The organism is Fictibacillus halophilus (assembly GCF_016401385.1).
GTDB lineage: Bacteria > Bacillota > Bacilli > Bacillales > Fictibacillaceae > Fictibacillus > Fictibacillus halophilus.
Genome location: NZ_JAEACF010000001.1, coordinates 2463057 through 2485166, shown reverse-complemented (window position 1 = coordinate 2485166; position 22110 = coordinate 2463057). Strand labels below are relative to the sequence as shown.

25 protein-coding genes are annotated in these 22110 nt (G+C 40.5%); 18 read left to right on the top strand and 7 right to left on the bottom strand.

All coding sequences use genetic code 11. The features are described from left to right. Window positions 1–6: 6 nt before the first annotated feature. Genes sufD through sufB form a run of 4 tightly spaced genes read left to right on the top strand, consistent with a single transcriptional unit; the run spans window position 7 to window position 4413 of the window. Complete coding sequence (gene sufD, locus I5J82_RS12935) at window positions 7–1305, top strand: Fe-S cluster assembly protein SufD (protein WP_198768186.1); 1299 nt, start codon at window positions 7–9, stop codon at window positions 1303–1305. Then, complete coding sequence (locus I5J82_RS12930; RefSeq protein WP_198768185.1) at window positions 1305–2525, top strand: cysteine desulfurase; 1221 nt, start codon at window positions 1305–1307, stop codon at window positions 2523–2525. The genes sufD and I5J82_RS12930 overlap by 1 nt, the downstream gene beginning before the upstream one ends. Continuing rightward, entirely contained in the window at window positions 2515–2961 is a 447-nt protein-coding gene (gene sufU, locus I5J82_RS12925; protein WP_198768184.1) for a Fe-S cluster assembly sulfur transfer protein SufU, read from the top strand. Before I5J82_RS12930 ends, sufU begins: the two co-directional genes overlap by 11 nt. A 54-nt stretch (window positions 2962–3015) precedes the next feature. Continuing rightward, window positions 3016–4413 (top strand): Fe-S cluster assembly protein SufB, encoded by a 1398-nt coding sequence (gene sufB / locus I5J82_RS12920; RefSeq protein ID WP_137791777.1) that lies wholly within the window; start codon window positions 3016–3018, stop codon window positions 4411–4413. Between the two features lie 68 nt (window positions 4414–4481). Here the strand turns inward: sufB and modA are convergent, their stop codons facing one another. After that, the gene (gene modA, locus I5J82_RS12915) at window positions 4482–5285 is read right to left on the bottom strand and encodes a molybdate ABC transporter substrate-binding protein (protein ID WP_198768183.1); all 804 of its coding nucleotides are present in this window, start codon (window positions 5283–5285) and stop codon (window positions 4482–4484) included. 288 nt (window positions 5286–5573) lie between these two features. Between modA and nfsA the strand changes: the two genes are divergently transcribed. Together nfsA and I5J82_RS12905 are read left to right on the top strand one after the other, a co-directional pair. Continuing rightward, window positions 5574–6320 carry an oxygen-insensitive NADPH nitroreductase gene (gene nfsA, locus I5J82_RS12910; RefSeq protein ID WP_198768182.1) on the top strand — a complete coding sequence of 249 codons (747 nt, stop codon included), beginning with the start codon at window positions 5574–5576 and terminating at the stop codon, window positions 6318–6320. Window positions 6321–6344: 24 nt separating this feature from the next. Further along, window positions 6345–7187: a DUF72 domain-containing protein gene (locus tag I5J82_RS12905; RefSeq protein ID WP_198768181.1), complete on the top strand. Its 843-nt coding sequence runs from the start codon at window positions 6345–6347 to the stop codon at window positions 7185–7187. Between the two features lie 469 nt (window positions 7188–7656). On the opposite strand, the gene I5J82_RS12900 is transcribed toward I5J82_RS12905, so the two are convergent. Beyond that, entirely contained in the window at window positions 7657–7959 is a 303-nt protein-coding gene (locus tag I5J82_RS12900) for a YunC family protein (protein WP_066397323.1), read from the bottom strand. A gap of 122 nt (window positions 7960–8081) precedes the next feature. Here I5J82_RS12900 and I5J82_RS12895 point away from each other — a divergent pair, with 122 nt between their 5' ends. From I5J82_RS12895 to yunB, 3 genes are all read left to right on the top strand, one after another. Then, on the top strand, window positions 8082–8876 hold the full coding sequence (locus I5J82_RS12895) for a thymidylate synthase (protein WP_198768180.1): 795 nt from the start codon (window positions 8082–8084) through the stop codon (window positions 8874–8876). Further along, a complete protein-coding gene (locus I5J82_RS12890) occupies window positions 8873–9349 on the top strand; it encodes a dihydrofolate reductase (protein ID WP_198768179.1) in 477 nt (158 codons plus the stop codon). The genes I5J82_RS12895 and I5J82_RS12890 overlap by 4 nt, the downstream gene beginning before the upstream one ends. Before the next feature lie 72 nt (window positions 9350–9421). After that, window positions 9422–10258, top strand: coding sequence for a sporulation protein YunB (gene yunB, locus I5J82_RS12885; RefSeq protein ID WP_198768178.1), 837 nt, complete (start codon window positions 9422–9424; stop codon window positions 10256–10258). 221 nt (window positions 10259–10479) lie between these two features. Here the strand turns inward: yunB and I5J82_RS12880 are convergent, their stop codons facing one another. Next, window positions 10480–11481 (bottom strand): M23 family metallopeptidase, encoded by a 1002-nt coding sequence (locus tag I5J82_RS12880; protein WP_198768177.1) that lies wholly within the window; start codon window positions 11479–11481, stop codon window positions 10480–10482. Window positions 11482–11685: 204 nt separating this feature from the next. Here I5J82_RS12880 and lipA point away from each other — a divergent pair, with 204 nt between their 5' ends. After that, window positions 11686–12570, top strand: coding sequence for a lipoyl synthase (gene lipA, locus I5J82_RS12875; RefSeq protein WP_198768176.1), 885 nt, complete (start codon window positions 11686–11688; stop codon window positions 12568–12570). 37 nt (window positions 12571–12607) lie between these two features. Here lipA and I5J82_RS12870 read toward each other — a convergent pair whose 3' ends face one another. Further along, a complete protein-coding gene (locus I5J82_RS12870) occupies window positions 12608–13219 on the bottom strand; it encodes a YhcN/YlaJ family sporulation lipoprotein (RefSeq protein WP_198768175.1) in 612 nt (203 codons plus the stop codon). Between the two features lie 121 nt (window positions 13220–13340). Here I5J82_RS12870 and I5J82_RS12865 point away from each other — a divergent pair, with 121 nt between their 5' ends. After that, window positions 13341–13616: a YutD family protein gene (locus I5J82_RS12865; protein ID WP_066397303.1), complete on the top strand. Its 276-nt coding sequence runs from the start codon at window positions 13341–13343 to the stop codon at window positions 13614–13616. Between the two features lie 54 nt (window positions 13617–13670). Here the strand turns inward: I5J82_RS12865 and I5J82_RS12860 are convergent, their stop codons facing one another. Together I5J82_RS12860 and I5J82_RS12855 are read right to left on the bottom strand one after the other, a co-directional pair. Beyond that, window positions 13671–13967, bottom strand: a complete 297-nt coding sequence (locus I5J82_RS12860) for a hypothetical protein (protein WP_225218678.1) — start codon at window positions 13965–13967, stop codon at window positions 13671–13673. 93 nt (window positions 13968–14060) lie between these two features. Next, window positions 14061–14330 carry a DUF3055 domain-containing protein gene (locus I5J82_RS12855; RefSeq protein WP_198768174.1) on the bottom strand — a complete coding sequence of 90 codons (270 nt, stop codon included), beginning with the start codon at window positions 14328–14330 and terminating at the stop codon, window positions 14061–14063. Window positions 14331–14433: 103 nt separating this feature from the next. Here I5J82_RS12855 and I5J82_RS12850 point away from each other — a divergent pair, with 103 nt between their 5' ends. The 3 genes from I5J82_RS12850 to I5J82_RS12840 all read left to right on the top strand — a co-directional run bounded on the left by I5J82_RS12850 (window position 14434) and on the right by I5J82_RS12840 (window position 16446). After that, on the top strand, window positions 14434–14874 hold the full coding sequence (locus I5J82_RS12850; protein ID WP_198768173.1) for a DUF86 domain-containing protein: 441 nt from the start codon (window positions 14434–14436) through the stop codon (window positions 14872–14874). 81 nt (window positions 14875–14955) lie between these two features. After that, window positions 14956–15612 carry a helix-turn-helix transcriptional regulator gene (locus tag I5J82_RS12845; RefSeq protein WP_233096638.1) on the top strand — a complete coding sequence of 219 codons (657 nt, stop codon included), beginning with the start codon at window positions 14956–14958 and terminating at the stop codon, window positions 15610–15612. Between the two features lie 66 nt (window positions 15613–15678). Further along, on the top strand, window positions 15679–16446 hold the full coding sequence (locus tag I5J82_RS12840) for a TIGR01457 family HAD-type hydrolase (protein ID WP_198768171.1): 768 nt from the start codon (window positions 15679–15681) through the stop codon (window positions 16444–16446). Window positions 16447–16843: 397 nt separating this feature from the next. Here I5J82_RS12840 and I5J82_RS12835 read toward each other — a convergent pair whose 3' ends face one another. After that, the gene (locus tag I5J82_RS12835; RefSeq protein ID WP_066397286.1) at window positions 16844–17341 is read right to left on the bottom strand and encodes a phosphatidylglycerophosphatase A family protein; all 498 of its coding nucleotides are present in this window, start codon (window positions 17339–17341) and stop codon (window positions 16844–16846) included. 197 nt (window positions 17342–17538) lie between these two features. Here I5J82_RS12835 and yutH point away from each other — a divergent pair, with 197 nt between their 5' ends. From yutH to argC, 4 genes are all read left to right on the top strand, one after another. Next, a complete protein-coding gene (yutH, locus tag I5J82_RS12830; protein ID WP_198768170.1) occupies window positions 17539–18561 on the top strand; it encodes a spore coat putative kinase YutH in 1023 nt (340 codons plus the stop codon). A gap of 606 nt (window positions 18562–19167) precedes the next feature. Next, entirely contained in the window at window positions 19168–20133 is a 966-nt protein-coding gene (locus I5J82_RS12825) for a 2-hydroxyacid dehydrogenase (RefSeq protein ID WP_198768169.1), read from the top strand. An 11-nt stretch (window positions 20134–20144) separates the two neighbouring features. Further along, a complete protein-coding gene (locus tag I5J82_RS12820) occupies window positions 20145–20921 on the top strand; it encodes an SDR family oxidoreductase (protein ID WP_198768168.1) in 777 nt (258 codons plus the stop codon). Window positions 20922–21057: 136 nt separating this feature from the next. Continuing rightward, window positions 21058–22092 (top strand): N-acetyl-gamma-glutamyl-phosphate reductase, encoded by a 1035-nt coding sequence (gene argC, locus I5J82_RS12815; RefSeq protein ID WP_198768167.1) that lies wholly within the window; start codon window positions 21058–21060, stop codon window positions 22090–22092. Window positions 22093–22110 lie beyond the last annotated feature (18 nt).

Genomic DNA, 22110 nt, shown 5'->3' with positions numbered 1-22110 from the left:
CTATACATGTCAGTTGATACGAGCCTAAGATTTGATAAGGACTACGTAACCGGTTTTTCAAGCAGCAGACAGGAACCCGCTTGGCTGCAGGAACTTCGTTTGCAAGCATTGGAATTGGCTCAAGAGCTTCCAATGCCTAAACCGGACAAAACTAAGATCGATAAATGGAACTTTACAGAATTCAAACATGAAGCAACTGGCACTCCTGTTGCGTTCAATGAACTTCCTGAAGATGTTAAGGCATTGATCGGTTCTGAAGAAGAAGCGAAAAATGTTCTTGTTATCCATAATGGAACACCTGTTTATTTTGCACTTGAAGAATCCGTAAAGGATCAAGGTGTTATTTATACAGATCTTCTAACAGCTGCAAAAGAGCATGAAGATCTAGTGAAAAAGTACTTTATGAAAGCTGTAGCGGTTGATGAGAACCGTTTACCAGCACTTCATGCAGCACTATTCGTTAATGGAGCATTTCTTTATGTTCCAAAAAACGTTGAACTTTCTGCTCCAATCCAAGCTGTTTATTATCAAGATGATGAAGCAGCAATCTTTAACCATGTTATCGTTGCTGCAGAAGATAACAGCTCCGTAACGTATGTAGAAAACTATTTATCAACAAATGAATCTTCAGAGTCTGTTGCAAACATCGTGTCTGAAGTATATGCAGGCAGCGGTGCAAAAGTAGTTTACGGTGCTGTAGATAACCTTGCAAAAGGTATGACAACATACGTGAACCGCAGAGGACGTGCTGAGAAAGATGCTCGCATTGAGTGGGCGCTTGGTCAGTTTAACGACGGAAATACGGTTTCTGATAACACAACTCACTTGATCGGTGATGGATCTTTTACTGATACGAAGACTGTTACAATCGGTCGCGGTGATCAAAAGCAAAACTTCGTAGCGCAAATCTTTAACCACGGAAAACATTCTGAAGGTTATATCCTTACTCATGGGGTAATGAAAGATAACGCGAGCTCGATTTTTAACGGTATTACAAAAATTGAGCACGGTGCTACAAAGTCTCATGGTGAGCAAACAGAACGTGTACTCATGTTAAGTGAAAAAGCACGTGGTGATGCGAACCCTATCCTTTTGATCGACGAAGATGATGTAACAGCAGGTCATGCTGCATCAGTAGGAAGAATCGATCCTCTTCAAATGTTCTATTTGATGAGCCGCGGTATTCCGAAATCTGAAGCTGAACGCTTGATCATTCATGGATTCTTAGCACCAGTCGTTAGTCAGATGCCTTTAGAATCTGTTAAAAATCGTTTAGTCGAGGTTATTGAAAGGAAAGTGCGCTAATGAGTGCAAACGAATGGAGAAAGCTGTTTCCTATCCTAGATCAGGAAGTTAACGGCAAACCTCTCGTTTACCTTGACAGTGCAGCCACTTCACAAAAACCGATACAAGTTATTGAAGCTTTAGATAAGTATTACAAAGAGTACAACTCGAATGTTCACCGTGGTGTTCATACACTTGGAACTCGTGCTACAGATGGTTATGAAGGAGCACGTGAAAAGGTACGCCGTTTTATCGGTGCTAAATCCACTCAGGAGATTATCTTTACACGTGGTACAACAACAGCGATCAATACGGTAGCAAGAAGCTATGGTATGGCTAACCTTTCAGAAGGTGATGAGATTGTGATCACTCCTATGGAACATCACAGCAACATTATTCCATGGCAGCAAGTGGCGAAAACCACTGGTGCAACGCTTAAGTACATTCCTTTACAGCCTGATGGCACGATCGATCTTGCGGATGTTGAAAATACAGTTACAGAGCATACTAAGATCGTCTCAGTTATGCAGGTATCGAACGTACTAGGAACGATCAACCCGATCAAAGAGATCGCAGCGATCGCACATAAGAACGGAGCTGTAATGGTAGTGGATGGCGCTCAGAGTGCTCCTCACATGAAAGTAGACGTTCAAGATCTCGATTGTGATTTCTTTGCCTTTTCTGCACATAAAATGTGTGGTCCAACAGGTATTGGCGTGCTTTATGGAAAAAAAGCGCTTCTTAACAAAATGGATCCTGTTGAATTCGGCGGAGAGATGATCGATTTTGTAGGCTTACAGGAATCCACATGGAAAGAGCTGCCTTGGAAGTTTGAAGGTGGTACACCGATCATCGCTGGTGCGATTGGTTTAGGTGCAGCAATTGATTTCCTAGAGGACATTGGTTTAGATAACGTTTTGAAACATGAACATGATCTTGCAGAATATGCGATGGAACGTCTTTCAGAACTTGAAGGTGTAACAATCTTCGGACCGAAAAAACGTGCAGGACTCGTAACGTTTAACTTAGATGATGTTCATCCACATGATGTGGCAACCGTTCTAGATTCTGAGGGTATAGCTGTTCGTGCAGGCCATCACTGTGCACAGCCTCTCATGAAGTGGTTAAATGTTACAGCAACAGCACGTGCTAGCTTCTACCTGTATAATACTGAAGATGACATCGATGCTTTTCTTAAAGGCTTAACAACAGCAAAGGAGTATTTCGGTCATGTCTTCTAATTTAGATCAGCTATATCGACAAGTTATCATGGATCATTACAAAAACCCACGCAATAAAGGGGTTATTGATGATAATGCTCTGACGATTAATATGAACAACCCAACATGCGGCGATCGCATTCAGCTTACTTTAAAAGTAGAAGATGGAAAGATCGAATCGGCAAAGTTCGACGGTGAAGGGTGTTCGATCAGTTTAGCGTCAGCTTCTATGATGACACAGGCTGTTAAAGGTCTTCCTGTCGAAGATGCTGTAAAGCTTGCAAAGATTTTTTATGATATGATGTTAGGGAACGACTACGACGATGAATCCTATGATCTAGGTGACATCGAAGCACTTTCCGGCGTTTCCAAGTTCCCAGCTCGCATTAAATGTGCCACACTTGCGTGGAAGGCGATGGAGCAAGGGGTAGGAAAGCCTGAGGAAGAGGAAGAATAAGTTCCTTGTGATAATGATTTAAAGAGTGCCAATCCAGTAAGGAGGGATTCTGTAATGGCTAAGAAAATGCCGGATATCGGCGAATATAAATATGGTTTTAGAGATAAAGACGTTTCCATTTTCAGATCGAAGCGTGGGTTAACAAAAGAGATCGTAGAAGAGATCTCCCGCATGAAGAACGAGCCTGAATGGATGCTTGAATTCCGTTTGAAGTCATTAGAGCAGTTCTATAAAATGCCAATGCCACAATGGGGCGGAGACATGAAGGACTTAAACTTTGATGATATTACGTATTATGTTAAGCCATCTGAGAAATCTGAGAAGTCTTGGGATGAAGTGCCTGCTGAAATTAAAGCGACTTTTGACAAGCTTGGAATTCCAGAAGCTGAACAGAAATACCTTGCAGGTGTATCTGCACAGTATGAATCAGAGGTTGTATACCACAACATGAAAGAAGACCTTTCTGACTTAGGTATTCTTTTCACGGATACGGATACGGCTTTAAAAGAGCACGAAGAGATCTTCCGTGAGCATTTTGGAACGATCATTCCGCCAACTGATAATAAGTTCTCAGCACTAAACTCTGCAGTATGGTCTGGTGGATCTTTCATTTACGTACCAAAAGGCGTTAAATGTGATACTCCACTTCAAGCATACTTCCGAATCAACTCTGAAAACATGGGTCAGTTCGAACGTACGCTGATCATTGCAGATGAAGATAGCTCTGTACACTACGTAGAAGGATGTACAGCACCAGTTTATTCTACAAACTCACTTCATAGTGCGGTTGTAGAAATCATCGTTAAGAAGAACGCTTACTGCCGTTATACAACGATTCAAAACTGGGCAAACAACATCTATAACTTGGTTACAAAGCGTGCAGTAGCTGAAGAGAACGCAACGATGGAATGGGTAGATGGAAACATCGGATCTCGTCTAACGATGAAATATCCGGCTGTTATCATGAAAGGCCGCGGAGCGAAAGGTACGATTCTTTCTATCGCGATCGCTGGTAAAGGACAGCACCAAGATGCAGGAGCAAAAGTATTGCACTTAGCACCAGACTGTTCTTCTACAATTGTATCGAAGTCGATCTCTAAGCATGGCGGTAAAGTAACATACCGTGGTATCGCTCACTTCGGACGTAAATCTGACGGATCTAAATCCAACATCAAGTGTGATACACTGATCATGGATAACCAATCCACGTCAGATACTATTCCGTACAATGAGATTCTTAACAACAACATCACATTAGAGCATGAAGCGACTGTATCGAAGGTTTCTGAAGATCAGTTGTTCTACCTTATGAGCCGTGGTGTTTCTGAACAAGAAGCAACGGAAATGATCGTAATGGGCTTCATCGAGCCATTTACGAAAGAACTTCCAATGGAATATGCAGTAGAGATGAACCGTCTGATCAAGTTTGAGATGGAAGGTTCAATCGGTTAATTAAGAAAAGCCTTGGTGTTAATACACCGAGGCTTTTTTGTATGATGAACAATTTAATCTTATGAATGCTAATTTTCGATTCTTTGGAATCCAAACTTCTCAAATGTTTTTATAGTTTCTTCTTTTTGCACATATTTATAGAATTGTTCTGCTTCTTTTTTATGAGAAGTATCTTTTATTATCCCGACTGGATAAATAATGGGTGCATGTGTATCTTTTCTAGCTGCAGCTGCAACTTTTACTTTAGATGAAATCATCGCATCCGTTTTATAAACAATTCCAGCATCAACATTACCCGTTTCTACATATGTAAGCACTTGACGAACGTCTTTGGCATAAATGATTTTCTTTTCAACTTCTTTTAATAACTCCAAATTCTCTAGCGTTTCTGTGGCATATTTACCTGCAGGAACGGTTTCTGGAGTACCAATTGCTATTTTTTTTACCTTTATCAAATCTTCAAAACGCTTGATGTGTTGTGAATCTTTCCCAACGACTAAGACAAGTTCGTTTCCTACAAGATCTGTTACTTGTTCCTTTTTGATCAGTCCTTCTTCTACTAGCTGGCCAAATTTATCTTCTGCTGCTGAGAAGAAAAGATCCACAGGTGCACCGTTAGAGATTTGCTGTTGAAGAGCACCAGAGCCTCCGAAATTGTATGTGATTTTAACATTCGGATGTTCTTTTTCATAATTACTCGCAATTTTATGTAATACATCTTGTAAACTGGCTGCAGCAGAAATCATTAATTCTACGTTCTTTTTATTGTTGAAGTCGTTTTCAGCTGACTCTGAAGATTCATTTTTTGAGCAAGCTGAAAAAAAAGCTGCAAACAAGCATATTAGAAGTAAAGTTGTATAACTTTTTTTCATCTTTGTTCTCCTCACTTTTTCTTCCGCTAAGTTAGAATATATAGAAAAAAGACGCCCGATTGGACGTCTTTTTTGCGTATATTGCGGCGAGAGACAGCACTCCACATAGTGCATTGCCAAAAAGGCGCGTCAATCTCGTCTTATGCAATTAGCTCATCGCAAGATTAGTATACCATCTCTTTGCGTTAAAGTTAAGTAGAGATTATAGAGACTTCAAATGGTTCGCTTTTTTATATATGAAAAAGATATAATGCAATCAACCATAACTTTAAAGAAGGAGCCTATATGATGAACGAGATTATAGAAACGATATTAGCACATCGATCGATTCGAAAATTTAAGAACACCCCACTAGATGAAAAAATCGTTGAAACACTTGTACAATGTGCTCAGGCTGCATCTACCTCAAGCTATCAACAAGTTTGTACGATTATTGGGGTAGAGGACCGGGAAAAGAAAGAAAAACTAGCTGAGCTTGCGGGTAATCAATCTTATGTTGCAGATAACGGCTATTTCTTTGTATTTTGTATGGATTATAACCGTCATAAAATCGCTGCAGACATGAAGACAATAAATATCGACGAAACCATCCAATCGACTGAAGCGTTTATCGTAGGAACAGTGGATGCCGCTCTTGCTGCACAAAACTTATCTGTGGCAGCTGAGTCTCTCGGACTTGGTATTGTTTATATAGGTGGAATTCGAAATCGCCTACAGGAAGTTTCAGAGCTGCTGGGTTGCCCAGACCATGTACTTCCGCTGTTTGGAGTAGCGGTTGGATATCCTGACGCAGAACCTGGGAAAAAGCCGCGCTTGCCGATACAAGCAGTTTTCCATAAAAATCAATACCAAAGTTCTAAAGAAACAGAAGCTCTGCTTGATCAGTATGAAAAAGAAACTGCCGAATATTACACAGAAAGAACAGGCGGAAAACGTACAGAAGGATGGGTCACTCAGATCACATCGTCGATGGCGACTCCTAAACGAACGTATATGAAAGACTTTGTCCAATCAAAAGGTTTAAATAAATTGTAACTGGCAGGCAGGTGACTTCAAAGCATGATAAAAATCGGTGTAACAGGCTGGGGAGATCACGATTCTCTTTATCCAGATGGAACTCCTGCAAGAGATAAGCTCGCTGTATATAGCGGCCACTTTCCTGTTGTAGAAGTCGATTCTTCCTTTTATGCGGTTCAGCCTGTTAAAAACTACGAAAAGTGGGTAGCCGCTACTCCAAAGGAATTTTCGTTTGTTGTAAAGGCTTATCAAGGCATGACGGGACATTCAAGAGGCAAGCTGCCTTTTGACTCTGTTAAAGAAATGTATGAGGCGTTTATAGAGTCCATTCAGCCTGTCATCTCGTCTGGCAAGCTTGAAATGGTTTTGTTTCAGTATCCTCCTTGGTTTGATTGTAAGAAAGAGAATGTTCAGATGCTTCGCTTTGCAAAAGAAATGATGGGTGACATTCCTGTAGCACTGGAGTTTCGTAACCAAACGTGGTTCAGTGATGAAATGAGGGAGAAGACGCTTCAATTTATTCATGAAGAGAATTGGATTCATACGGTCTGTGATGAACCTCAAGCAGGACAAGGATCGATTCCGATCGTCATGCACACAACACCAGAAAAGACACTTGTGAGAATGCATGGCCGAAACGTGTATGGCTGGAATAACCAAGGTCAGCCAAACTGGCGAGAAGTTCGTTATCTTTATCGTTATAATGAGACGGAGCTTCAAGAATGGCGGGAGCGCATACAACAGCTTTCTTCAGAAACGAAGGATCTAACCATTCTTTTTAACAATAATTCAGGTGGAGATGCTGCTGATAATGCGAAGCAGATGATTGAACTTTTGGATATCCAATATGACTTCTTAGCTCCAAGGCAATTGGATTTGTTTTAAATTTTCCTTATATTACAAATCCATTTCAAAAAGAAGGAAACGATTCATTTTTCATTGTAGACTGATATACTAATAGGGTGAATGAAATACCGTGAACTGGATAATGAAAGTGGGGATCACTTTGAATTTCAAAAAATTGATTCAGATGATGTACTGCTTACAGATTGCCTTTATCGTCAGTGGCGTTTACCTACTATGTGTCTACATATATATCAATGATTCGAAGCGCATACAGTTCTTATCCTTGGTCTTATGCATTAATTTAATTTCAATTAAAATAACAAGAGATCGTTTTAAAGCATAAAGTGAACACCCTCTGCTATATTGGCAGAGGGTGTTGTCATATGATTGGAAATGTCGATATATTTCATTTTTCGCCGATAAATTTGAAAAGTTGCCGATATAATTGATTTTTTGCCGATATATTAATCTTCTTGCCGATAAATTTCAAATCTCGCCGATAAATGCTCTAGATCATTTTCAAAAGTGCTTTTCGCCCTTGCATACCAACTTCAATACCTTTTTCTTTTGCTTCAAGAGTAATAGATTCTAAAGGTGCATCCAGCAGCTGTTCGATCGTTCTTACTCCAACAGCGCGTCCTGCAATAATTTTACGGTCTGCTAACTTTTCGTTTAAAAGAGCTACGTCTAGTGCTCCACACATGATATATCCATTGTCGTTGAATACAGCCATAAAATTCGTTTTTGGCAAACGAAGGGTGACAGCGGTAAACGGATGTCCTTCAATTAAGATCGGGTTCATCTCTAACATGCTTCCACTCCTTTCTTCACTATTATTTTTATGTGTACAGAAGGGAAAAAGTGTTAGGTGTTGAAGCTATTTTTATGACTTTTCGTATGATACGATTAAAAGAAAATAGGAGGCGATGAGGGATGAAACAATATCTGGATTTTCTTCAAGATATTCTACATAACGGTACAAAAAAAGAGGATCGTACAGGCACGGGGACTGTTTCTGTGTTCGGTCGTCAGATGCGGTTCGACCTACAGGAAGGCTTTCCGCTTGTTACGACAAAAAAGCTGCATTTAAAATCCATTATTCACGAATTACTCTGGTTCTTAAAAGGTGACACGAATATCGCTTATTTAAAAGAGAACGGTGTACGCATTTGGGATGAGTGGGCAGATGAAGATGGAAACCTAGGTCCTGTATACGGACATCAGTGGCGCTCATGGTCGACTCCGAACGGTGAGACGATCGACCAGATCTCGAACGTAATCGAAGACATCAAGAAGAACCCTGATTCAAGACGATTAATCGTCACTGCATGGAATCCTTCTGATATTCCGAATATGGCGCTGCCGCCGTGTCATTTATTGTTTCAATTCTATGTAGCAGATGGAAAGCTCTCCTGTCAGCTTTATCAGCGCTCAGCAGATAGTTTCTTAGGGGTGCCTTTTAATATTGCGTCATACGCTTTGTTAACGATGATGGTGGCTCAAGTAACAGGACTTAAACCAGGTGAGTTCGTTCACACGGTAGGTGACGCGCACATCTACACCAATCACCTTGAACAAGTAGAGCTGCAGCTCACTCGTGAGCCAAAGCCGCTACCAAAGATGAAGATTAATCCAAACGTGACGAGTATCTTTGACTTCACTTACGATGATTTCGAGCTTGTAGGCTATGAGGCGCATCCACACATTAAAGGCGTGGTGAGCGTATGATCTCTTTTGTTGTAGCGATGGATGAAAATCGCGCGATCGGTAAGGACAATGATCTTCCATGGTATTTACCTAACGATCTCAAACACTTTAAGAACGTAACGATGGGGAAACCAATCGTGATGGGTCGGAAAACGTATGAATCTATCGGAAAGCCTCTACCTGGACGAGAAAATATCGTGGTAACAAGAGATGAGCAGTATCAAGCAGAAGGAACAACGGTCGTTCATTCTGTTGACGAAGTGATTCAGAAAGAAACGGAAGAATTATGTGTGATTGGTGGAACAGAGATCTTTAAGCTGTTCCTGCCGGTTGCAGATCGCCTGTATGTCACAGAGATTCACCATACCTTTGAGGCAGATACGTATTTTCCAGAAATCAATCGTGAAGAGTGGATGGAAGTCTCCCGCAAACCAGGTATCGTTGATGAAAAGAACAAATATCTACATGACTTTGTCGTGTACGAAAAAAAATAAAACCATAAAGTTTGAATGAGCCCCCCTCTTGTCTGCATACATATGTATATGTAGATAAAGGGGGGTTACCTTTTGCTTAAGCGCAGAAAAATGAAACTTCGAAAAGGGCCACTTCCATTCCGATTTGTACTGTTGATCTCATTTATTCTGTTCACTTTTATAACGATTCAAGGGTTATGGCTTGTAAACAAAGGAATTGAACCAACTCTCATGTTGATCGCGCAAAAGAAAACGGAGGAGATCGCTGCCCTTGCAATAAGTGAAGCGATCGACAATGAAATATTAGGACCTTCAGAAATGAATGATATCATTGAATATAAGACAGATACTGAGGGGAATGTCGTCTTTGCTGGAATCAATCAGAGTGTAGTCAACCAGGTTGCGAACCAGTCACAAAAAGTCGTTCAAAAATACCTAAAGGAAATTGAAGAAGGTAAAGCACATGAAGTGATAGCTGATGATGAGTTAGGGATAACAGCTTATAAGAATGAACCGGGTGTAATTATGGAAATACCACTAGGGCAAGCCACGAGAAATTCACTCTTAGCGAACTTAGGTCCGAAGATTCCGATTAAATTTATGTTGATTGGTGAAGCGAACACAGATATCGAGGAGAGAATAGAGAATTCAGGAATCAACAATACGTGGATCAATATTGATATCGTAGTTACAGTTAAAACAAGAATCGTTATACCTTTCGCAACAGAAACGACAATCGTTAAAAGGCCAATTAAGATAACAGCTCAGTTTATTAAAGGGGAAGTTCCGGTCTATTACAATCAATCTGGAGATCCGATTCAGCCTACTGTCCCGATTACCCCAGACTTAAAAGAAAAGGAATCTCATGATGAATTGGAACCTGCTGAAGAAAACTCATCAGAAGACACGGGTGAGGAAGCAGCAGAATAATTATATTTTCTTCTTAATCGCAGTATCGCAAATGTGGTTCGCGTTTCCAGAAAGAAATAAAGTGTGAAGCTGGTTCTTCTGTTGAAGAATCAGCTTTTTTATGATGGCGCTCGTAAATCAGAGCAAGGCTCGAGATTTACGAGCGCCATATGAAAAATACGAGCGCCCAGTAAAAAAAGAAGCCCTCAAGCTTCTTTTTCCAACTTAGCTAACATTCATCTTTATCTTCGCCTGTTGTTAATACGCTCCTGACGTTCCCATGCTTTTAAATAAGGGTAAGGATCGAATGCCCATTCCGTATATCCGTTGTCACGGTACATGCCAAAGTGTAGGTGAGGAGGGAATTTCCCTGATGTTCCGGGAGGACCGTACCCAGAGCTGCCTACATAGCCAAGCACCGTTCCGGGTTCAACGATAGACCCTTTCTCGATTGCTTTATTGAAGCTGCCTAAATGGGCGTAATAATGATACACATTATTGATATCACGGACACCGATTCTCCATCCGCCAAAACGGTTCCACCCCTTGATCTCAACGATTCCGTACGAAACGGCTTTTACAGGAACCCCGTAATCCGCAAAAATATCTGTACCTTCATGAATTCGTAAGCCACCAAATCCACGACGGTCACCCCATGTGCTTCGATAGCTATAGTTTGATCTTAATGGAACGATAAAGCTGTGTTTGTCTAGAGAAACAGTTCCATAGGTCTCATAGATCTTCGCGTTTTCCATAATAATATCTACGGCTTTATCACGCTGGTAATAGCTCCAAAGGCCGATTCTAAAATTTTCTATATCATGCCCATGCTTTTGAATGATCTCACTAAATGTATATAAAATGTCTTCATCGTTGTTTCGATCAGCAATTCCGTCGTTGTTCCCGTCTTTTCCGATGCCTCCAAACATGGAGATTCGTTCAGGGTTCGTATCGTCCATCGTTGGGTTTATAGGTCCAGACCATTGTAAGGGAGAAAAATAAATGCCGACTAATCCTTTTCTGGCAGGTAGATCTCTTCTCGCTTTTCTTACGCTTCTTTCGTATTGGTCTACACCTGCAAAGTAATGCCATGGAATGAGAGTGACGGACTCCATTTTTTTATAGAGGCTAAGCCTTTCCACATCTTCTTTCGTAAATCGCTCTGCTGCCGTGCTCCTGCTTTCCGGAAGAAAGGTTATTAGAAGGGCTGTCAGAGTGAGGAACAGGACAGTAAATTTCCTCATACGTCCCAATCCACTCCTTTCTTTCATTTATCTATAGTTTGTTGAAGTTAAGAAAAAACATGAAGGAAAAATGTTGGAAAAAACTCTTGTTTGGAATTTTGCCCTGTCGTATGGTAGAGTATTGATGGGACAATAATGTTTAAGTAGCAACTAAAATACGAACGTTCATTATACGAAAGACCAAGAAAATTTGGGGTGATGATGATGGCAAAGAAAGAAGAATATGTACGTAAACCCGAGTGGTTAAAAATAAAGCTAAACACGAACGAAAATTATAAAGAACTCAAAAAGATGATGCGTGAGAAAAAGCTACATACGGTATGTGAAGAAGCTAAATGTCCTAACATCCATGAATGTTGGGCTGTTCGAAAAACAGCTACTTTTATGATTCTTGGAGACATCTGTACACGTGCTTGTCGTTTTTGTGCAGTAAAAACAGGATTACCAACAGAACTCGATCTACAGGAGCCAGAACGTGTAGCAGAATCTGTTGAACAAATGGGTCTGAAACACGTTGTAATCACGGCTGTTGCACGTGATGATCTTAAAGATGGCGGTGCTCATGTTTTTGCTGAAACCGTTCGTGCTGTTCGTGCTCGTAATCCATTCTGTTCCATTGAAGTATTGCCATCTGACATGTTAGGTGATTTTGATGCGCTCAAAACATTGATGGATGCCAAACCAGATATCATGAACCACAATATTGAAACGGTGAGACGTCTTTCTCCAAGAGTTCGTGCACGTGCAACGTATGATAGAACGATGGAGTTCTTGCGTCGTGCAAAGGAAATGAATGGTAACATTCCGACAAAATCAAGTCTTATGATCGGATTAGGCGAGACGTGGGAAGAAATTGTTGAAACGATGGATGACCTACGTGCAAATAATGTAGATATTATGACGATCGGACAATATCTACAACCAACTAAAAAACATTTAAAAGTACAAAAATACTATACACCAGATGAATTTAAAGAACTTCGTGATATCGCGTTCTCTAAAGGATTCAAGCATTGTGAGTCCGGGCCGCTAGTACGTTCTTCTTACCATGCGGATGAGCAAGTAAACGCAGCTGCACAAAACAGCTAAATAAAAAAGCCAGAAGCAACGATCTGCTTCTGGTTTTTTATTTGCCTTCCATTTCTCCACGCATATTGTTCGTTTCCCCGTTCATTTCCCCGTTTTCATTTTCCCCATAGTTCCACTTCTTACCTTGAGGCGCTTTTTTCATTTGTAGAATCAGCTGGTCCATGATGCCTTCGATCTGTTCCGTATCATTGTTTAAGGATTGATATTGTTCAATCTTATCGATCATTCCTTTTTCATCAGATACGTAAACGTGATAATACCTTGGTACGACAGAAAAACCAGTCATCTTTACTTGATCAGCAGCTGCGTTTCGGTCCTTATTCGTTGTTTTGTAGCCGATTAGAACCTCTTCATCTGTAACCAAAGTACCGACATCTTTAATATTTGGTAATTGAAGGACCATGTCAGAGATCATGTCGGCAAGTTTTTGACGATTTAAGTATGGAACCGCATTTCCTGTTTTTACTTTGTCCCCCGACATATGACGCATATATCCAAAGTCCCCATAATTCATGTTGTTGCCAATTCGATTCTCATCTTTTACATTCGTTTTAGAAAATTTATATTCTTGCCCCATCTTTTTTTGATCAGCGCCGCCACATCCAGCAAGCATTAAGCCGATCAATAAGAACATTCCTAGTTTTTTCACAGGTGTTTCACCTCCTTATTCTATAGAGTGCCTTAAAGTAAAAGATCTTTACGAAGAAATTGTTGGCTGTAAAGAGCACAAGCATGGTAAAATAAGTATCAGGAAACGAGGTGAAGCATTTTTGATTACAGTTGGTAATTATTCCTATGAAGTGATTGAAGATGTAAAAGAAGCCTTTAACGAGGAACAATTTAAAGCGCGCTATAGTGAAATCTTACATAAATACGATTATATTGTTGGTGATCTCGGCTACGAACAGCTTCGACTTCGTGGGTTCTTTGAAGACAATCATGAGAAGGCTACGTTTGATACGAAGATCAGCACATTGCCGGAATACATTTATGAATATTGTAATTTCGGTTGTCCGTATTTTGTAGTCAAAAAAGTAAACCCCTGAGAAATTCAGGGGTTTTTCTTTGTCTTAGCGATGATCTTCGACTAGCAACAAGCGTTATGAGCCTCGAGAATCTTCATAAGGCTTTTCTGTATGGTATTCTGGATCATCGTGTGTGGGATGAGCACCAGGATCTTGTCTTTCCAGACCTTCATGAAGGGTTTTGTTTTCATAGTTAAAGGCACTATAATAACGTTGTTCTTCTCTCCAAGGAGTCGATTTCCCTAATGCTCTCTTGATTGGAGAGCCATATGGACCTTCAGGTAAATCCTCAGGAAGCACGTAATTACGACCAGTCTCTACATTCGAAAAATCGGTATATTGTTCTTTTTCTTTTTCGAACAAAAAAACCATCCTCTCTTCGGTCATTTTAGGATAAGAAAAGTCTCCTTATCTAAAGTGTCTCCAAGAAAGCATGATTCTTTTTTGGTACATTTTGATTATATGTTAAACAACATCAGCTAAAAAATCACGAAGCTCCATCGCGTCCTCTTCAGTTAGATTAAACGCGTGTTCTAAATATCCTTCTTCTTCTAAATCATCTTGACCGATGATGGCATATGTACTGCCTAACATGTTCAGAACTAAAGATTTTCCATAATGTCTTGTAGTTTTAGTGATGGCAAGGTCGAAGCGAGTGTTTCGTCCCATAAAGCTTACAAAGCGTGTTTCAGTTGTTTCTTTATCATCATATAAGAAAAAAGTTTCTTCGTTCATTTTGTTCCTCCTTCAGCACAAAGCAAAATTTAAATTTGAGTTCATATGATTGCTCTTACTTTATGTTACACTTTACTTGAGAAACTTACAAAAGGTGATGACTATGTATTTTGTTGATCGAAAGAAAATCAATGAACATTTAGTGTATATGAATGAATTAATCAATACGTTTAAGGAGCTATCCACTCCCGCAAATAAGCTTGAAACACTCGTGGTGGAAAGAATAGGACATATGTTGATCGAATCGATGATGGACGTTGGAAATATGATCATTGATGGATTTATCATGCGCGACCCTGGAAGCTTTGAAGATATCCTTGATATTCTGATTGATGAAAAAGTAATCCCAAATGATGAAGCGGTATCCTTAAAGGAAGTGGTGAATCTTCGCAAATCCCTCGTTCAAGACTACACTACCTCTGATAGTAAGGTTATATATGATACCATCGCTTCAAAAGAAAGAGAACTCTCGGCATTCCCATTACGCATAAAAAGGTATCTAGAAGAAGAGTTGGGGCCAGTTTCTGCATTTTTACCTGAATAAGGATAAAAGAGTTTTTATACATTTATATTTAAAAATGTACGTTTACCCTTATTTACGATAAAATGGTGACAAAGGATGGTGATGACCATGAAGAATCACACCTCAACCCGTGAAGAAATCATCTATCTTTTAAAAAGAAATAAGAGGATGACTGTTACGGAAATGGCGAAATCCCTTGGAATAACTGAAATGGCTGTTCGTCGTCATCTCAACACATTAGAACGTGACCATGTGATTGAAACGACTCTTGTGCGACAGGCTATGGGAAGACCAATCCATTTTTATCATCTTACAGCAAGCGGTGACGAACAATTTCCACGAAATTATTCAGGACTTACCGTCGATTTTTTAAAAGATATAGAAGAAGTAAGTGGCACAGAAACAATCGATGAATTGTTTAAACGACGTGAAAACCGTCTGCAAGATAAATATAAAGATCGCATGAATACCCTCACAGAGTTTGAACATAAAGTAAATGAACTCGCTAACATTCAAAATGAAGCGGGGTACATGGTGGACTGGCAAAGAGGAGATGACCCCGGAACCTATGTATTAACGGAGTACAATTGTCCGATCGCTAAGGTAGCGAATGAATATCAGCAAGCGTGCTCTTGTGAACTTTCACTGTTTAAGCGCATGCTTCAAACGGATGCTGTTGACCGAAAGACGTGCATGGCTAAAGGCGGAGATTATTGCTGTTATGTGATAAAAGAAGAAAAGCAAACATCTGAAGTTTAAAACGCTTCAGGTGTGTTTTTTTTTGAAATGGGTAAAATGAATAGGTACATAAAAGGAGAGAGCATAATGAAGGCATATAAAGGATTCTTGATTGATTTAGACGGAACGATGTATCGAGGGACAGAACGAATTATTGAGGCTGTTGATTTTGTCAAAAAATTAAACGAAAATAACATTCCCTATTTATTTGTGACAAACAATTCTTCTAAGACAAAAAAACAAGTGGCAGATGTGCTTGCAGGATTCGATATTCCAGCATCATCAGAGCATGTGTATACGACGAGTATGGCAACAGCCAATTATATAGCTGAACAAAAGCAAAATGCGACCGTCTATTGTATTGGTGAAGATGGGATTAAAGAAGCGCTACAAGAACAAGGACTGCAACTTGTAGAAGAGAACCCTGATTTTGTTGTAATCGGAATCGATCGCTCGATCACGTACGAGAAATTAGCAAAAGCATGCCTCGCAGTTCGTAACGGAGCGACGTTTATCTCTACAAATGGTGATATCGCACTTCCGACAGAAAGAGGACTGCTGCCTGGAAACGGCTCGTTAACTTCTGTTATTACCGTTTCTACCCAAACAGAACCAACGTTTATTGGTAAGCCTGAGTCGATCATCATGGAGATGGCATTAGAAACACTTGGTACGAAGAAAGAAGAAACACTAATGGTCGGAGACAACTACCAAACAGACATCTTAGCTGGAATTCGTGCCGGGATAGATACGCTGCTTGTTCACACAGGAGTAACTACAAAGAAACACCTTGAAGAGATTGAGGTGCATCCAACGTATACTGTAAACGGATTGGATGAGTGGGAGATCAAGTAAGCAGGTACCTTAATTGCAAATTATTTTTGGGTTATTTTGTTCACTTCTTCATTGACAAGTTGATTGAAGTGCAAGGTGTGAGACTCTCGGCTAGGACAAGCGGTCAGTCCGAAGAGTGAAAGTGGCTCGTTCAGCCCCGCCAAGCAAAAGGTGAATGGGTTGGAAGGCGCACTTTGCCTTCTAACCCATTTAACTTTTGACCTCGAGGGGCTAGCCACTGTAACTAGACAGGTGAGACCCTTAAGGGTGCATAGCGGCAAGGGGCTCACCGCCTGCCCCGCGGAAAGCGAGCATCCTGGAACGGAAATCAACTCCTTACAAGAACTGCAAAGCTTAGAACAGACAACATAAAAAAGGCTTAAGTCAAAGAGATTCCTCTTGTTCTTAAGCCTTATTTTTATTCTTCATTTGCTGCACGATGGGCCAATCTGCTCGATGCTGCAGCTGCAATCGCACCGACAATGTCATCTAAGAAGGTATGAACCATCCCTGTAGACTTATCATTAAGTTTTTCTAGAATCCCTGGTTTTTGTTTATCAATGAATCCGTAGTTGGTAAAGCCGATCGAGCCATATATATTCACGATTGAGAGTGCGATCACTTCATCGATTCCATAAAGACTTTCATCGCGAGCCAATATTTCCTGAAGCGGCTGTTCCAGTTTTTTCTGTTCCGCTAATACATCTAGGGCAATACCTGTAAGAATAGCATTCTGAACTTCACGTTTTGCAATGACTCTTTCAACGTTTTCTCTACATACATCCATTTTTAGGTCAGGATGATAGGGGACTTGGAGAAAATAAACAAGTTCAGCAATATCGTTTACCGTAACGCCCCGTTCGTTCAGCTGTTTGCGTGCAGTTTCTTCGACTTTTTCCACTTTTTTGTTTGGCATCCTTGTACTCCTTTTCTCTGTTAGTCTCCTTAGCTTTGTATAGTATATGTTTTCATAGTAAAGTTATGAATTTATAAAAAGTACTAACCACTTCGCCTATATGGGCATACAATGGTGTATCCAATCTTGCGGGGATGTGTTCAGTTTAATCTGAAAAGATCGACCGCTGGAAAGCTGAAGGGGTGGGGGGATCGGCTTTGTTTGAAAGAGATGTATTTCATCATTATCAACTAGTTTGTGAAGACAGAAGATCTGAATCAGGTTATCGGACCTTCTATTGCAAAGGAAACCAATACATCGTGATACCACAGCAGCAGATGTCTTATGAGAAACTGCAAGAGATGATGTATATCAGTGATTATCTACAGCAACGCGGAGAGGAGAATATACCTGTTCTGCAGCCTACGATCACCAATATGCCTAGTGCTTATGTAGATGGAGAATCTGTTATTATTTTTAAAGTAGAACCCAAAAAAGGGGAACATCGTAATATTGAAATAGGCTCTGAACTCGCAGAATTTCATAAGCGAGGAAAAGGGCTTGAACAGTATTATCCAGTTGAACAAATCGCATACGGACAATGGCCGCTATTATGGATCAATCGTGTGGATGAAATGCACAACCGTTATGCAGAAATATCAGCCAGAAGACAAAAGAACGATTTTGATCAATTGTTTTTGACTACATTTCCTTATTATGAGGGAATGGCTGAAAATGCGATTCAATATATTACGGATTACCAACTAGAGAGAGGGCCTAAAGGAATAGGTTCTGCTGCAATTTGTTATGATCGATTCAGCGAGCGTTCATGGATTCGGACGTCTAACAGTTTTGTTAAACTGCCTGTTGGCTGGGTAATCGATAGTCCGATGCGAGACCTTGCAGAATGCATCAGAGAAAAAATCTATCAGCCAGAGTTCAGAAGCCACGAAGTATTGCAGTTGATCGACGACTATGAAAAAGTAAAGCCATTATCTAAGGGAGCTTGGAGACTTCTATACGGCAGACTCCTCTTTCCTTCACAGTACTTTGATACAGTTGATGAACATTATAATAATGAGAGAGATATCGGAAAAGAACTATATGTTCGCCGCTTTACTGACTTAATCTCATATGAAAAGCAAAATGAATACTTTTTAAAAAGCTTTTACAGATCGATCGGTCTTCCGGTTCAAGAGTTAAATATCCCAATGGTCGATTGGCTCGTACCCATGATCTAAAGAAAGAGGTGGCTCAAAAGTAAGATTTTTGAGTTATACCTCTTTTTTTTGATTGTTTTGATCTACATTGTTGTCTTCGAAAGTAGTTGATTTCCGCTCCAAGTTGCTCGCTTTCCATGGGCGAACGGTGAGCCTCCTGTCTAGTTGCAGTGACTAGCCCCTCGAGGTCAAAAGTTAAACGGTCAAGAAGGCAAAGTGCGCCTTCCAAGCCCATTTCCCTTTTGCTTGTCGGGTCTGAACGAGTCACTTCCACTTTTCGGACTGCCGCTTTGCGCCATTAAGTGTCTCCACCTGTCTAGTTGCAGTGACTAGCCCCTCGAGGTCACAAGTTGAATGGTCAAGAAGGCAAAGTGCGCCTTCCTAGCCCATTCAACTTTTGCTTGTCGGGGCTAAACGAGTCACTTCCACTTTTCGGACTGACCGCTCGTCCCATAGGAGTCGGCAACCTTCCGCTACAATCAACTTCACAGGAAGTAAAAATAGAAAATCTCTAAAAGCAACCATTATTTAGATTACACTTTGCACTAACAAAATTAAATGCATAAGTACCATTGCTTTATTTTCTCACTTTCACATGAGAAAATAACAAGCAAGGAGTGAAAGCGTATGCAAAAACCTTATGTTTTTATTACACGAAAATTACCTAATGAAACCGTTACACAATTGGAGCAGATCGCACAGATCAACATGTGGCCGCATGAAGAAAAGGCAGTACCACGTGAAGTGCTTCTAACCGAGATCAAAAAGGCAGATGGACTGCTCACGATGCTTTCAGACAAAATCGATAGCGAAGTACTGAATGAAGCATCTTCACTAAAAGTAATAGCAAATCTAGCAGTTGGCTATGACAACATCGATGTCGCAGCTGCCAAACAAAAAGGTATAACGGTCTGTAACACACCAGATGTATTAACCGATTCTACGGCGGACTTAGCCTTTTCTCTAATCCTTGCAACAGCGCGCAGGATTGTTGAATCAGCTAATTATGTAAAAGAAGGAAAGTGGAACAGCTGGGGACCTTTATTACTTGCGGGAACTGATGTTCATCATAAAACGATCGGGATTGTTGGAATGGGCAGGATCGGTGAAGCCGTAGCGAGACGAGCAAAGGGCTTTGATATGAAAATTTTGTACCACAATCGAAACCGTAAGCCTGATAGAGAGGTCTCACTCGAAGCGGAATATAAGGAATTTCATGAGCTTTTAAAGCAATCAGATTTTGTGGTTTCTCTTGCGCCATTAACACCTGAAACGAAAGGCATGTTTAACCGAGAAGCTTTTCAGAGCATGAAGAATAGCGCGATCTTCATTAATGCAGGCAGGGGTGCAACGGTTGATGAATCTGCACTGATTGAGGCATTGCATAACAAAACAATCGCTGGAGCTGGTCTTGATGTATTCCAACAAGAGCCGATTGATGTCAATCACCCTCTACTCTCGATGAGACAAGTGGTAGCCCTTCCTCACATCGGTAGTGCAAGTGTTGAAACAAGGATGAAAATGGCTGAACTTGCATGTAGAAACATACAAAGTATATTAGATGGAAAAGGCGCAGAAACGCCTGTTACATAAGGAGGAACAAGATGTATCGTTCTTTAGAAGGAAGAACAGCCATCGTTACGGGAGCTAGCCGTATAAACGGAATTGGCGCAGCTGTTTGTGTTGAGCTTGCAAACAGGGGAGCTAACATCTTTTTTACATCATGGGGTAATTATGACACGACGATGCATACAGGTGATCATACAAATGATCCAGAGCAGCTTGTAGAGAAATTAAAAAATCTCGGAGTTCAATCCATGTATGAAGAAATTGATCTTAGTGTTTCAGCACATATTCCAAAACTTCTAGAAAAAGTTGAAAGGGAATTAGGTACACCGACTATACTTGTAAACAATGCCTGTATGTCACAGAATCACAGCTGGGAAGATACAACAAGTGAGATTTTAGATGCTCATTATGCAATCAACATTCGGGCAACGACTCTTTTGAGTATAGAATTTGCCAAACGTTTCACAGGGGACAGAGGAAGCATCGTTCATCTAACTTCTGGCCAGTCGAAAGGTCCGATGCTCGGTGAATTAGCCTACGCTGCTACTAAAGGAGCTGTTGATGCGTTAACCCTATCGTTAGCTACTGAAATCGGACACAAAGGAATTACTGTTAATGCAGTGAACCCTGGCCCTACTGATACAGGTTGGATCAATCCAGAATTAGAAAAAATTCTGCTGCCGAAGTTTCCTGGTGGAAGGATTGGAAAGCCAGAAGATGCGGCAAGGTTAATCGCATTTTTAACAACACCAGAAGCAGAGTGGATAACTGGACAGATCATCCATTCAGAAGGTGGATTTTTAAGACAATAAAAAATTGTTAAGACTGACTTTTCGTATACCCGAAGAGTCAGTTTTTTTATTAAAATTAAATTATTTATAAATATACTATTGAATTAATTTTTATACAGTCCTATAATGAACCATAACTTATTTAAGGAGTGATGTAATGAGAGCAGGAATTATTGGTGTGACCGGATATGGCGGTATGGAACTCTTCCGGCTGCTATCTGCACATACAGAGATAACCGAAGTTGTTCTCTATTCATCCTCTAGAGCAGGTATTGAGCTTTCAGAAGAAATTCAGCATCTGTATCACGTTCATGATCAGAAGCTAAAACCACTGAAACAACTACCCAGTGATGGATTAGATATCGTGTTTTCCTCCGCACCAAGTGGCGTTTCATCAGAGTTTCTTCCTTCGCTCGTCGATGAGAACTTAAAGATTATTGATCTAGCAGGAGACTTTCGAATAAAAGATGCTGATACCTATCGAGCGTGGTATAAAAAAGAGCCTCCTCCACAATCACTCGTGAATCAGGCGGTATACGGATTAACAGAATGGAAGAGAGAAGAGGTACAGAAAGGAAAATTGATCGCGAACCCAGGATGTTATCCGACTGCAGCTCTTATTGGTATTCTCCCATTATTAAAAGAAAAAGCGATCCATCCATTTTCACTCGTTATTGATGCAAAGAGCGGGATTTCTGGAGCGGGTGCCTCACCCGGCAAAGGAACGCATTTTTCACAAGTGAATGACAGCCTCGGTATATACAAGATCAATCAACATCAGCACATCCCAGAGATCGAGCAAAGTATTCAGTTTTGTGCAGATGTTGATACGAAAATTACATTTAATACTCATCTTGTCCCGATGACTAGGGGCATCATGACGACGATGTATGCAGAGCTCACAGATTCAGTTACCTCTCGCTCTGTAAAAGAAATCTTTGAATCTTATTACGACAGTGAATACTTCGTCAGAGTTCATAGGGAAAAAGCTAACCTATTTACAAAGCAAGTATACGGATCCAATTTTTGTGATGTTACGTTTGCCGTTGATGAGCGAACAAACCGAATCACGGTGATCTCTTGTATTGACAATCTATTAAAAGGAGCGGCAGGTCAAGCGGTTCAAAATATGAATGTGATGTTCGGAATGGATGAAACGAAGGGATTGAAAGCTTCACCAATGTTCCCTTAACTAAAGGAGGCAGGATAG